Source organism: Streptomyces sp. NPDC091412, from assembly GCF_044756885.1.
GTDB lineage: Bacteria > Actinomycetota > Actinomycetes > Streptomycetales > Streptomycetaceae > Streptomyces.
Window position 1 is genome coordinate 143,618 of record NZ_JBIVTV010000008.1, and the last position, 12,020, is coordinate 155,637.

Below are 12,020 nucleotides of genomic sequence, written 5' to 3' on the forward strand. Positions count from 1 at the left end.
TTGAGGCTGTGAAGCTGCTGCGGCGGTGTCGGTGCCACCCGGGTCCCCGGGTCCCCGTCCGCGGCGGACGGGTACCCGGGGACGTACGGGGTCAGTTGAGGGTGTCGGGGTCCGGGCCGGTGCGCAGACCGCGGTCGAGGTCCGTGAGGGCGGCCATGTCGGTGTCGGTGAGCTCGAAGCCGAAGACGTCGAGGTTCTGCCGGATGCGGTCGGGGGTGACGGACTTGGGGATCACGATGTTGCCGGTCTGGAGGTGCCAGCGCAGCACGACCTGCGCCGGGGTTACGCCATACGCCTCGGCGACTCGCACGATCGCCTCGTCCCCGAGGACCGCGCCCTGGGCCAGGGGGCTCCAGGCCTCGGTGGCGATCCCGTGCTCGGCGTGGAAGGCGCGCAGCGCGGTCTGCTGGAGGCCGGGGTGCAGCTCCACCTGGTTGACCGCCGGGGTGATGCCGGTGTGCTCCATGAGCCGCCGCAGGTGGGGGATCTGGAAGTTCGAGACGCCGATGGCGCGGGCACGCCCGTCGGCGAGGATCTTCTCCAGCGCCTTGTAGGTCTCCACGTACAGGTCACGGGCCGGGGTGGGCCAGTGGATGAGGTAGAGGTCGACGTGGTCGAGGCCGAGCCTGTCCAGGGAGGCGTCGAACGCGGCCAGGGCCCGGTCGTGGCCCTGGTCCTCGTTCCACAGCTTGGTCGTGACGAAGAGCTCCTCGCGGGGCAGGCCGGAGGCGGCGATGGCCTTGCCGACGCCATGCTCGTTGCCGTAGACCGCCGCGGTGTCGATGCTGCGGTAGCCGGCCTCCAAGGCGCTGGTGACCGCGGCGGTGGTCTCCTCGTCGGGGACCTGGAAGACACCGAAGCCCAACTGGGGCATGATCACACCGTTGTTGAGCGTCACGTTCGGCACGGAAGTCATGAGGGGTTCCTTTCCTCGGTACTGCTGGGTGGGGGGATCAGGAGCGGACGGCTCGCGCGGCTGCGGGAGCGGCGGGGTGGGCGGCCGTAGGGTCCGTGGCCGCGGCGAGGTCGGGGTTCGCCGGGGCGGGAACCGCGGTGATGCGGGTGGGCCGCGGTTCGAGCCGGTGCGAGATGACGGCCAGGACCAGAGCGGCGGCGGCCAGTACGGCCCCGACGGCGTTGGGCGCGGTGTAGCCGAGGCCGGCGGAGATCACCAGGCCGCCGACCCAGGCGGACAGGGCGTTGCCCAGGTTGAAGGCGCCGATGTTGGCCGCCGAGGCCAGCGTCGGCGCGCCGTGGGCGTGGTCGAGGACGCGCTTCTGGAGCGGCGGGACGGTGGCGAAGCCGAGAGCGCCGATGAGGAAGACGGCCACGACGGACGCCGTCTTGCTGGAGGCCAGGAAGGTGAACAGCAGCAGGACCAGTGCCAGGCCGCCCAGCGCGGTGTAGAGCATGGGCATGAGCTTGCGGTCCGCGAAACGGCCGCCGATCAGGTTGCCTGCCACCATGCCGAGCCCGAAGACCACCATCAGCCAGGTGACGGAGGATCCGGCGAAGCCGCCGACCTCGGTCATCATCGGAGCGATGTAGGTGATCGCGGCGAACACGCCTCCGAAGCCGAGGACCGTCATGGCCATGGCCAAGATGACCTGGGTGTTCCTGAAGGCGGCGACCTCGTGCCGCAGCCGCGTTCCCTCCGGCTTGGGCAGGTCGGGTACGAGCTTGGCCACGCCGGCCAGGCCGAGTACGCCGAGGGCGGCGACGAGCAGGAAGGTCACGCGCCAGCCGGCGTTCTGGCCCACATACGTGCCCAGGGGTACGCCGACGACGTTGGCCACGGTCAGGCCGGTGAACATCATGGAGATGGCGCCGGCCTTCCTCTCGGGGGCCACCAGTTCGGCGGCGACGACGGAGCCGATGCCGAAGAAGGCGCCATGGGCCAGCGAGGCCACCACGCGGCCGATCAGCATGACGGCGAAGACCGGGGCGACGGCGGAGATGAAGTTGCCGAGGATGAACAGGCCCATGAGCAGCATGAGCATGTTCTTGCGGGAGATCCTGGTGCCGAGGACGGTCATGATCGGTGCGCCGATCATGACGCCGAGGGCATAGCCGGTGACCAGGAAGCCGGCCGTCGGTACGGACACGCCGAGGTCCGCGCCGACCTGGGGCAGCAGCCCCATGATCACGAATTCCGTGGTGCCGATTCCGAAGGCCCCTATGGCCAGGGCCAGCAGTGCGAGCGGCATGACGAGGGTCCTTTGACGTACAAAATCAGATTGCGCAAGCGTCTTACGTGCGCAAACAATAATTGCACACGCTGGCTAGTGGCAAACGCAGGTAGAGTGAGTGGCTGGTCGGAGCCGGAGCGCCACCACGCGGCAGGTGACCCGGCTGGAGGAGCACGGGGCGCCCTCGCGCCACCTGTGCCCCGTCGACCGCCGCGGCATCTGCACCGAGGTCACCGACGACGGCCTGCGTCTGCTGGAGGAGGCCCGCCCCACCCGCGACGCCGCCCTGCGCGAGGCCCTCGACCAGGCGGCCACCGAGCCCGTGCTCGCGCCCCTGGTCCACGCCGTCGAGCAATTGCAGGGCGGCGTCCAGCCGGTATGACCCGACGCCGACTGCGATGTAGCGGGTCCCTGCGAAAGCCGCCGCTCTCGGCTCGGTGCGGTGCTGAAGCGCCGCGGAAGAGGTGCACGTCGGCATGGTGCGTCGCGCCCCGGTCTGGACGTCGCAGTGCCGCAGTTCCTCAGCGATGGCCAGCGACCCGGCGGCGCCGCGGCCGGGGCGCTTCATCTCGTGGACGGCGGAGCCCTTTTGGGCGGATTCGTCCGGGCAGTCGGAATCAGCCGAGGAAGCCGCCCACCTCGATGAGGAGGACGGGGCAGCCCTACTCACCATGCAGCGCATGGCATGCGACGACACGGGACGAGCGGTCGAGCACAGGGCTCACTTGTACCGCGCGTCCCGGTACGCCTTCGACTTCCGGCTGTTCGTGCGGTCCTGAACCCCGAGGGCCCGGGAAGCCCACCGGAGCAAGGGGCGATCAGCCTCCACCATCTGTGGATCCGGGTCAGACCGCGGCCGACTCGACCACACTCGCCGTGGCAACCTCACTGCGCCCGCGAACGGCGTGGACGCCGATGGCGAACAGCGCGGCAAAGAACACGTCGTCGGGAAGGATGAACCACCGTCCCGGCAGCCCGAGCGCGCCGAGCAGGCACGAGACGAGCAGTGCGACGCCGATCCACCACGGCAGCGTCCGGGCACGCAGCACGGCAATGCCGAGGCAGATCGCGCCGACGAGCAGGCACAGCAGCGCGACGCCCTCGAAGACGGCGAAACCGGAGGGCTGCTCGGTGGGGATGCCGCCGTGGTCGACCAGGTACGGCTTGACGAACCCCTCGATGACTCCCTCGCCGATGTTCAGCATCACCAGCGCGGCGAAGATGCCGGCGTAGCCGACGACGTGCAGCTTCGGTGCCCGTCCCGCGAAGGTCAGGATCACGGGCAGCCCCAGCGCGATGATGACGTCCCCACCGACCGCGATCCCCTCGAACAGCGGCCAGAGGCGATAGCGGAAGACCTCGTCGCCGCTGCCCGGCGCGAGGAGGTTTGCGGCGAGGTAGCCGAACGCCGCGACGATCGTGCCGACGATGAGCGCCCAGCCGGCCAGGCGCTTGAGGTTCACGGTCATGGTCTCCTCCTGCGTTGTGCCGCCACTCGGCGGCGCGCCGTTCAGCGTCGGCCCGGCGGACCCGGGGCGTCGTCGTACCCCGGTCGGCACCGGGTCGTTCGCTGGTCGCGATTCTCACAAGACGAATACGACGTTCGGATGACGCCGCCCGGCTCAACTCGCCGGTAGCTTGCGGATGTGATGCTGAAGACGGCGCGCGCCCCGTCGCCGGCGCAAGAGGAGTCGGAGGCACTGGCGCGTCTGCGGCGCAGGCCGGCGGAGCTGCTGCCCGACGTTCTGCTCGCGCTCGCGATCACCGGCTTCGCCCTGCTCGACATCGTCTTCGATCTCGACAACTCGACCCGGTACGGCCCCATGCCGCCCCTGGTCGTGTCCACCCTCGTGGCGACGCTGGTGCTGGCGCTGCGAAGGCTGGCCCCGCTCGCCACGGCCGTGGTCGTCGCGGTCGCGATCGCCGGACCGATGCTGGCCACCCCGCTGACGTTCACCCTGTGGGGCGACTTCCTGCCACTGCTGCTCGCCACCTACTCGGTGGCCCGGCACGGTGAACGCGTGCCCGCGTGGCTCGGCGTCGCGGCGACCGTCTCCACCGTCGTCCTCGTGATGCTGCGCAACCCGGACGCCGGCACCGTCAGCAACATCCCGTTCGCCGCGGTGCCGATCGCCATCGTCTTCGTCGCCGGCCGGGTGCTGCGCGCCCGGGCCCGTAGTCACTCCGACGACCAGGCCCGGGTCCAGCGGCTGGAGGCCGAGCGCGAAGAGGCGATCCATGTCGCGCTCGCCGAGGAGCGCGCCCGCATAGCCCGCGAACTGCACGACATCGTCGCCCACTGCGTCAGCGTCATGGTCGTCCAGGCGGGCGCCGCCGAAGACCTGCTCGACCGCGATCCCTCCAAGGCGCACGCGCCGCTGCGCTCGGTTCAGGAGACCGGCCGGCAGGCGGTCGGCGAACTGGGCCGGATGCTCGGCCTGCTGCGCGGGGAAGCGACGCGGCTCGCGCTCAAGCCGCAGCCGGGCACCGCGAACCTGGCCGAGCTCATCGAGCACATGGCCGGCGTCGGCCTGCCGGTCGAACTCACCATGGAGGGTCCGGCCCGCCCTCTGCCGCCTGGCATGGACCTGACCGTCTACCGGGTCGTGCAGGAGGCACTCACCAACGCGCTCAAGCACGCCGCGCCCACCACGGCTCATGTGGTGCTGCACTATGACGAACAGTCCGTACAGGTCAGCGTGCGGGACACCGGACGCACGGGCGCATCCCTGGGGTCGGCTTCGAAGAGGATCGGCCACGGACTGCTGGGAATGCGTGAGCGAGTCGGCCTCTACGGCGGCACCCTGGAGACCGGGCACTCCGGCGACGGCGGCTTCGCCGTGACCGCGAGCCTGCCGCTGCAGGCGGCACCCCGATGATCCGGGTCCTGCTCGTGGACGACCAGGCCCTGGTCCGCGGCGGCTTCCGCTCCATTCTGGGCGGTCAGGAGGACATCGAGGTCGTCGGCGAGGCGGCCGACGGCGCGGAGGCGGTCGACAGCGCGCTGACCCTGCTGCCCGACGTCATACTCATGGACATCCGGATGCCGCGCATGGACGGGATCGAGGCGACCCGCCGCCTGCTGCGGGGCGGGCGCTGCCAGGCCCGGGTACTCATCCTCACCACCTTCGACGAGGACGAGTACGTCTACCAGGCGCTGCGCGCCGGGGCGAGCGGTTTTCTGCTCAAGAGCGCACCGCCGCGCGAACTCGCCGGGGCCGTCCGCACCGTCGCCGCGGGCGAGGCGCTACTGGCCCCGGAGATCACCCGGCGGATGATCGAGGAGTACGTACGCCGTCCGCGCCCCGGTTCGGACCGGCCTACCGGGCTGGAGAAGCTGACCCCGCGCGAGCGCGAGGTACTCGGTCTCATCGCCCGCGGCCGCTCCAACGCGGAGATCGGCACGGCACTCTTCCTGAGCGAGCCGACGGTCAAGACCCACGTGACCCGCATCCTCGCCAAGCTCGGCCTGCGCGACCGGGTCCAGACCGTCGTCTTCGCCTACGAGTGCGGTCTCGTCCAGCCCGGCCACCGGCCTGAAGGGTGACCAGTCCGCGGCTGTCCGGCATCATCCCGCCCCTCTGCCCGAACCCCGTCGGCATCGAGGTCCCGCGTCCCACCACCCACAGATCCGGATGGTCGGCAGCGCAGCCCGGGCCAGGTCGACGCCGCACATCCCGCCGCCGCTCATGCCTGCACCCAAGACATGTGGCCGAGGTCCAGGCGCACGAGGCCGGCTAGTGCTGCACCTGGTACACCAGCCGCCTGGTGAACAGGCACCTGGCTGAGCTCTCGCCGTACCGGTCGATGTGGCCGAACACCCACTGCGGGTCCTTCATGGCCCGCACCCGCCAGTCGAAGACCTGTTCGCGGGTCAGGTCCTCGAGGTCCAACTCCTGCTCCTGATCGTCGTCGATCGGGGGGCGCGGGTACTGGACGCGGCGCGGGCGGGACCGGCTCCACCGGCCGCGCCCGTGATGAAGCCGCGAAGGGGTCCCGCGCCCTGATCCTGCTCACGGCCTCTGTTCGAGGACGTCCACAGCCAGCTTCCGCACCGCGGTGTCGTCGACCTCGACGCCGAGCCCCGGACCGTCGGGTACGCGCGCCGTCCCGTTCTCGATCGTCACCGTCGGCCCCGCGTAGGGCGATTCGACGAACTGACGGCCGTTCAGGTCAACGGGTGTGTCGAGCCCGTAGGCCGCGAAGAGGTGCAGCGAGGCGGCGAGGCCCACGTCCGAGTCGGTGAGCCCCGACCCCATGAGCTGCACGCCGCAGTCCTCGGCCAGCGCGCACAGCCGCCGAGAGAGCGTGAGCCCGCCGCTGCGCTGCACCTTGGCGATGGCGATGTCGACGGCTTCGAGGCGGACGAACGTCGCCAGGTCGGTGGGATGGCGCAGGCTCTCGTCGAGCGCGACCGGGATCGGTGAGGAGTCCCGGAGCCTGCGCAGTCCGGCGATGTCGTTGGCGGGCAGCGGCTGTTCGAAGGCGGTCACCCCGAGGCCGGCCAGGCGGGCGGACATGCGCAGCGCGGCCGGCACGGTGTACGCCTGGTTGGCGTCCACCCACAACGGGGCTCCGGCCGGGGCGTGTTCGCGAACGGCCGCCACCACGGCCGCGTCCGTCTCCTCGTCGTGCAGCCCCACCTTCACCTTGAACGCCCGGTAGCCCTCGTCCACGCCCTCCGCCACGCTGTCGCCGACCTCCGCCGGCGACTGGCCGGAGACGACCCAGCCCAGCTCGATCGTCTCCCGGCGCCGCTGCCCCCACAGCTTCCCCAGCGGCACGCCGGCCGCCCGGCCGAGCAGGTCGTGCAGCGCGACGTCGACCGCTCCCTTGGCCAGCGGGGCGCCGATGGTGAAGCCCCGGTTGACGGCCCGGTCGAACGCGGCGTCCACGCCGCCGAGGTCCCAGGCCGGACGCCCGAGGATCGCCGGCGCGAGGTAGCGGTCGACGGTCGTGACGATCGACTCCGCGGTCTCGTAGGTCCACGCGGGGATCGGCGTCGCCTCGCCCCAGCCGTGCACACCGTCGGCGTCGACCCGTACCAGGACGCGGATGCTGGGCCGGCCGGCCACGGCCACCGCGCCGCCGGAGACTCCGAAGGAGCGCCGGGTGGGCAGGGCGACGGCGTACGTGGTGACGCGGTCGATGGTCAGGTCGCCGAGCGGGAGCCGAAGCGGTGTCATGGGCGGTCCTTCCGTCTGCAGTGACTGAAGTGGTTTGCCATTACGAGCCGGGGCCGACGTGCGACCGGGCAGTCGGTGGGCGGCTCGGGAGTCCGTGCGCGGCCCAGGAGCCGGTCGGCGGCCCAGCAGCCGTTGGGCGGCCCAGGAGCCGGTGGGCGTCCGGGCGCGCGACGTCACCCCCGTCCCGGCGGCACCGTGCGACCCCGCCAGGGGGCTGTGCTGCCCCGCAGCAGGACCTCGCCCGCGATGCGCTCCACGCGCGAGCGCCGCCCCCGCGGCTCGCGCAGCGCCAGGTCCAGGACGGTCTCCCCCATCCGTGCGAGCGGCAGCGCGACCGTGGTCAGCGGCGGGGTGAGGTCCCGGACGATCGGTACGTCGTCGAAGCCCGCGAGCGACAGGTCCTCCGGTACCCGGAGCCCGCTTTCGCGCAGTGCCGCCAACGCTCCCACGGCCATCACGTCCGTGACGGCGAAGACGCAACTCGCCCTGAGGCCCCGGGCGAGCAGTTCGGCGGTCGCGGCGTACCCGCCCTCACGGGTGAACGCGCCCTCGACCACCTGGTCGGCGGCCAGCCGGATCGAATGCTCGGCCAGCGCGTCGCGGAAGCCGCGCAGCCGGTCGGCGACCGTCGTCAGTGACGGCGGCCCGGTCAGCACCGCGAACTCCCGGTGCCCCAGACCGATCAGGGCCCTGGCCAGTTCCGCCGCCCCGGCCCGGTTCTCCGGCAGCACGGTGTCCACCCGCAGGCTGCGGTGGCGGCTGACGACGGCGACCCGGCCGCCGCCGGACACGTACGGCCCGAGTTCCGCGGCCATCGACCGCTCCCAGTCCGCGTCCTCGAAGCCGGAGCCGATGAGCAGGATGGCGCGGGCGCGGTGGGCGCGCAGCGTCGAGACGTAGGCGACCTCACGGGCGGGTTCGCGGAAGGTGCTCGCCAGCATCACCATGAGGTGCCGAGCGGCGGCGGCGCGCATCACGCCACTGGCGATGGCGGAGAAGTACGGGTCGCCGACGTCGTGGCAGATGACGCCGACGACGGAACTCTGGGCGCTCGCGAGCGCCTGCGCATGGGCGTTGGGGATGTAGCCGAGGTGCTCCGCGGCGAGCAGTACGCGTTCGCGCAGGTCCTCGCGCACCCGTGCGGTGCCGTTGAGTGCCCGCGAGGCGGTGGCCGCGGAGACCCCGGCGGTACGGGCGACGGAGTCCAGGGTCACGTGCGCCCGTGCCCGTTCGGGCCGTTCGGGTACAGGCGCGTTGTCTCGGCTTACGGGTCGGTTCACGGCACCCCCAGATCGCACAGGGCCACGGGCGCGCCGAGGTCCGGAAACCTCTTGACGCCCTATTGACCATTCGTACGCGCTGTCCCTAACGTGGCAGAGCATAGCAGAAAGCGCTTTCTGGAAGCGGTTTCCGATACTACCAGGCGTTTCACCAACCCCCTGCGACTCCTTCCCGGCACAACCCGACGTCAGAGGAGTTCACTCATGAGCCAGAGCGCCATCCGCCGAACTCCCGCTCCCCCGGCGGGAGTCAAGGAGCGCGCGCAGCGCGGCGCGGCCGAACGGCTCGGCGAGGCGGTGGAGCGGGCATGGCGGCCGTTCGCCCTGCTCCTCGTCTGCCTCGTCGCCTGGTGGGCCGTCTCGGCCGCCGACCTGGTCGAGTCCTACCTGGTGCCGTCGCCGGGCGCGACCCTGGACCTGATGGCCACCAAGAGCGGATACCTCTGGCACCACAGCTGGGTGACCACGTACGAGACACTGCTGGGCTTTGTGATCGCGGTCGGCGTCGGCGTCCTCGCGGCCGTGGCGATGGTCTACTCGTCGACCGTCGAGAGGACGCTGTATCCCATCCTGCTGTTCGCCCAGGTGATCCCGAAGATCGCCATCGCGCCGCTGTTCGTGGTGTGGCTGGGCTTCGGTATCGCGCCGAAGATCCTCATCGCCGTGCTCATCGCCTTCTTCCCGGTGGTCATCTCCATGGTGACCGGCCTGAAGTCGGTGGACCCCGAAATGATCCAGCTCTCCCAGACCATGGGCGCGAGCGCGCTGCAGACCTTCGCCAAGATCCGCTTCCCGGCGTCGTTCCCGCACCTGTTCTCCGGTCTGAAGGTGGCCGTCACGCTGGCGGTCACCGGTGCGGTCGTCGGCGAGTTCGTCGGTGCCAACGAAGGTCTCGGCTATGTGATCCTCCAGGCCAACGGCAATCTCGACACCCCGATGCTCTTCGCCGGACTCCTGGTGATGTCGCTGATCGGTGTCGTCCTCTTCGTGATCGTGGAAATCGCCGAGAAGCTCCTGCTCCCCTGGCACGCCAGCCGCCGGGGCGACGCCGTCAGCACCGCGTACTGAGGCAACTTCCCGCTCCCGCTCCGAGAAGGGCCGAACCATGCACCTGCGCAGACTGCCCACCGTCCTCGTCCCGCTGCTGCTGTTCGCCACCGCCTGCGGCGGCGAGGGCTCGGACAAGACCACGAGCGCGTCGGGCAAGGAACTCGACAAGGTCACGCTCACGCTGAACTGGTATCCCTACGGCGAGCACGCGCCGTTCTACTACGGCAAGCAGCAGAAGATCTACGAGAAGCACGGCATCGACCTCCAGATCCGGGCCGGACAGGGCTCGCAGAAGACCGTGCAGGCCACTGCCGCCGGGCAGACCGACTTCGGCTGGGCGGACACCCCGGCCGTCCTCGCGGGCGTGGACCAGGGAGTCAAGGTCAAGAGCCTGGGCGTGTTCCTTCAAACCACCCCGGCGTCCGTGCAGTTCTTCGCCGACAAGGGCATCGACAAACCTTCGGACATCAAGGGCAGGACGATCGCGGGAACCGCCGGTGACGCCCTGTCCAGGACCTTCCCGGTCTTCCTCGAGAAGAACGGGATCGCCGAGTCCGACGTGAAGATCCAGAACACCGACCCGGCCGGCAAGATCGCCGCGGTGATCTCCGGCCAGACCGACGCGCTGCTCGGATACGCCAGCGACCAGGGCCCCACCATGCAGAACAAGGCCGGCAAGAAGGTCTCCTACCTGCGCTTCTCCGAGCATGGGCTCAACTTCTACTCCAACGGCCTGATCGCCGGGCAGCGCACCCTCACGAGCGACCCCGACCTGGCCAAGCGCATGGCCCAGGCCACCAGCGAGGCGTGGGCCGCGGCGGAGAAGAGTCCGGGTCCCGCCGTCGCCTCGATGGCGGGCGCATCCGGCCAACTGCCCCCCGAGAAGGTTCTGTCCGACCAGTTCGCCACCACGCTGACCCTGCTGCACACCGACGCCACCCAGGGCAGGGCCCCGGGCGTCAACACCGAGGCGGACTGGCAGAAGACCGTCGACCTCTTCGCCCAGGTCGGCATGGTCCGCAACGCCAAGCCGGTCTCGGAGTACTGGGACACCAGCGCGGCCCCGAAGGGATGACTGTGGCAGAGAAGACCATCCGCACGCCGCGGGCGGACGCCGGTCGGCAGCCGTCCGCCGCCGAGTCGTCCACGGCCGTCGAACTCGACGCGGTGCAGGTGCGGTTCCGTACGAAGAAGAGGGACGTCACCGCCTTGCGGGAAGTCTCGCTCGACGTCGCGCCAGGTGAGTTCGTCGCCATCGTCGGACCGTCCGGGTGCGGCAAGTCGACCCTGCTCAAGCTCGTCGCGGGCCTGCTGCGGCCGTCCTCGGGCGCCGTCCGGCTGCACGGCGAGGACGTCACCGCGCCCCGCCCCGACATCGGGTACGTCTTCCAGCGTGCCGCGCTGCTCGAATGGCGCACGGTCCGGCGGAACATCCTTCTCCAGGCCGAGATGCGGAAGATGTCCGCCGACCGGGCCCGCGCCCGTGCCGCCGAGCTCATCGAGATGACCGGCCTGACCGGCTTCGAGGACGCCTACCCGCACGAACTGTCCGGCGGCATGCAGCAGCGCGTGGCGCTGTGCCGAGCGCTGCTGCACGAGCCACCGGTGCTGCTCATGGACGAGCCCTTCGGCGCCCTCGACGCGCTCACCCGCGAGCAGATGAACGTCGAACTGAACCGCATCTGGCGGGAGACCGGCACCACCGTCCTGCTGGTCACCCACTCGATCTCCGAAGCGGCCTACCTGGCGGACCGCGTGGCGGTGATGAGCGCACGGCCCGGCACGATCACCGAGGTCATCGACGTCGGTCTGCCGCCGGAACGTGACTACACCGACACCATGAGCCGCCCGGAGTTCCGCCGCGCCGCGGCCCGTGTCCGAACCCTGCTGGGCGCGGCCTCGGCGGCCGACTGAGGGGCGCCGGGCGTCCGCCCCGGCACGACCCGGCGGTGCCTTCGGCCTCGGCTGCCGAAGGCACCGCCCCTTGTGCGACGGGGGACGCGACGGGCAGGCCGGACCGGTGCGGCACGTATGCACGGGCCGTCGGCGGTGTACCGCCCGCGGCCGCGCGGGCGGCCCGGTCCGGAGCGGGCGTGACGGCTTGCGGTCCCCGGCCGGGTCGTCGTCGACGAGCGGGGTGAGCCGATCCGTTCCGGCGCACGCGCCGCAGGTGTGGACCGAGCCGCCCGGGCCGGAGCCGGCTTCGGTTCCGGCCCGGCTCTCGCGGCGAGCAGCCCTCGGGACCGCTGGGGCCAAGGTCCGGCGCACCGCGGAATCCACGCCGTGGTGAGACCAGCCGTGGCACCCCGGCCGCG

Annotated in this window: 11 protein-coding genes and 2 pseudogenes; 7 read left to right on the top strand and 6 right to left on the bottom strand. The window is 71.2% G+C overall.

Annotation, left to right across the window (positions count from 1 at the left end; translation table 11 throughout):
* Positions 1-91: 91 nt before the first annotated feature.
* Positions 92-916: an aldo/keto reductase gene (locus ACIQMV_RS21380; RefSeq protein ID WP_402594674.1), complete on the bottom strand. Its 825-nt coding sequence runs from the start codon at positions 914-916 to the stop codon at positions 92-94.
* Between the two features lie 37 nt (positions 917-953).
* Positions 954-2,207, bottom strand: a complete 1,254-nt coding sequence (locus tag ACIQMV_RS21385) for an MFS transporter (protein ID WP_402594676.1) — start codon at positions 2,205-2,207, stop codon at positions 954-956.
* 112 nt (positions 2,208-2,319) lie between these two features.
* Between ACIQMV_RS21385 and ACIQMV_RS21390 the strand changes: the two are divergent.
* Both ACIQMV_RS21390 and ACIQMV_RS21395 read left to right on the top strand, forming a co-directional pair.
* Positions 2,320-2,571, top strand: a pseudogene (locus ACIQMV_RS21390) (MarR family transcriptional regulator); the annotation flags it as partial.
* A gap of 235 nt (positions 2,572-2,806) precedes the next feature.
* Positions 2,807-2,968: pseudogene (locus ACIQMV_RS21395) on the top strand (UTRA domain-containing protein); the annotation flags it as partial.
* Between the two features lie 66 nt (positions 2,969-3,034).
* On the opposite strand, the gene ACIQMV_RS21400 reads toward ACIQMV_RS21395, so the two are convergent.
* Positions 3,035-3,658 (bottom strand): hypothetical protein, encoded by a 624-nt coding sequence (locus tag ACIQMV_RS21400; protein WP_402594677.1) that lies wholly within the window; start codon positions 3,656-3,658, stop codon positions 3,035-3,037.
* 180 nt (positions 3,659-3,838) lie between these two features.
* On the opposite strand from ACIQMV_RS21400, the gene ACIQMV_RS21405 reads away from it, so the two are divergent.
* Together ACIQMV_RS21405 and ACIQMV_RS21410 are read left to right on the top strand one after the other, a co-directional pair.
* The gene (locus ACIQMV_RS21405) at positions 3,839-5,068 is read left to right on the top strand and encodes a sensor histidine kinase (RefSeq protein ID WP_402594855.1); all 1,230 of its coding nucleotides are present in this window, start codon (positions 3,839-3,841) and stop codon (positions 5,066-5,068) included.
* Positions 5,065-5,736 carry a response regulator gene (locus tag ACIQMV_RS21410; protein WP_402594678.1) on the top strand — a complete coding sequence of 224 codons (672 nt, stop codon included), beginning with the start codon at positions 5,065-5,067 and terminating at the stop codon, positions 5,734-5,736. The genes ACIQMV_RS21405 and ACIQMV_RS21410 overlap by 4 nt, the downstream gene beginning before the upstream one ends.
* A 190-nt stretch (positions 5,737-5,926) precedes the next feature.
* Here the strand turns inward: ACIQMV_RS21410 and ACIQMV_RS21415 are convergent, their stop codons facing one another.
* The 3 genes from ACIQMV_RS21415 to ACIQMV_RS21425 all read right to left on the bottom strand — a co-directional run bounded on the left by ACIQMV_RS21415 (position 5,927) and on the right by ACIQMV_RS21425 (position 8,589).
* Entirely contained in the window at positions 5,927-6,082 is a 156-nt protein-coding gene (locus ACIQMV_RS21415; RefSeq protein WP_402594680.1) for a hypothetical protein, read from the bottom strand.
* A 120-nt stretch (positions 6,083-6,202) separates the two neighbouring features.
* Complete coding sequence (locus tag ACIQMV_RS21420; RefSeq protein ID WP_402594681.1) at positions 6,203-7,375, bottom strand: mandelate racemase/muconate lactonizing enzyme family protein; 1,173 nt, start codon at positions 7,373-7,375, stop codon at positions 6,203-6,205.
* A gap of 173 nt (positions 7,376-7,548) precedes the next feature.
* Positions 7,549-8,589, bottom strand: coding sequence for a LacI family DNA-binding transcriptional regulator (locus ACIQMV_RS21425; RefSeq protein ID WP_401781302.1), 1,041 nt, complete (start codon positions 8,587-8,589; stop codon positions 7,549-7,551).
* A 270-nt stretch (positions 8,590-8,859) separates the two neighbouring features.
* On the opposite strand from ACIQMV_RS21425, the gene ACIQMV_RS21430 reads away from it, so the two are divergent.
* Genes ACIQMV_RS21430 through ACIQMV_RS21440 form a run of 3 tightly spaced genes read left to right on the top strand, consistent with a single transcriptional unit; the run spans position 8,860 to position 11,619 of the window.
* Complete coding sequence (locus ACIQMV_RS21430; protein WP_402594684.1) at positions 8,860-9,723, top strand: ABC transporter permease; 864 nt, start codon at positions 8,860-8,862, stop codon at positions 9,721-9,723.
* Between the two features lie 37 nt (positions 9,724-9,760).
* The gene (locus tag ACIQMV_RS21435) at positions 9,761-10,780 is read left to right on the top strand and encodes an ABC transporter substrate-binding protein (protein WP_141365065.1); all 1,020 of its coding nucleotides are present in this window, start codon (positions 9,761-9,763) and stop codon (positions 10,778-10,780) included.
* On the top strand, positions 10,777-11,619 hold the full coding sequence (locus tag ACIQMV_RS21440; protein WP_402594686.1) for an ABC transporter ATP-binding protein: 843 nt from the start codon (positions 10,777-10,779) through the stop codon (positions 11,617-11,619). The genes ACIQMV_RS21435 and ACIQMV_RS21440 overlap by 4 nt, the downstream gene beginning before the upstream one ends.
* Positions 11,620-12,020 lie beyond the last annotated feature (401 nt).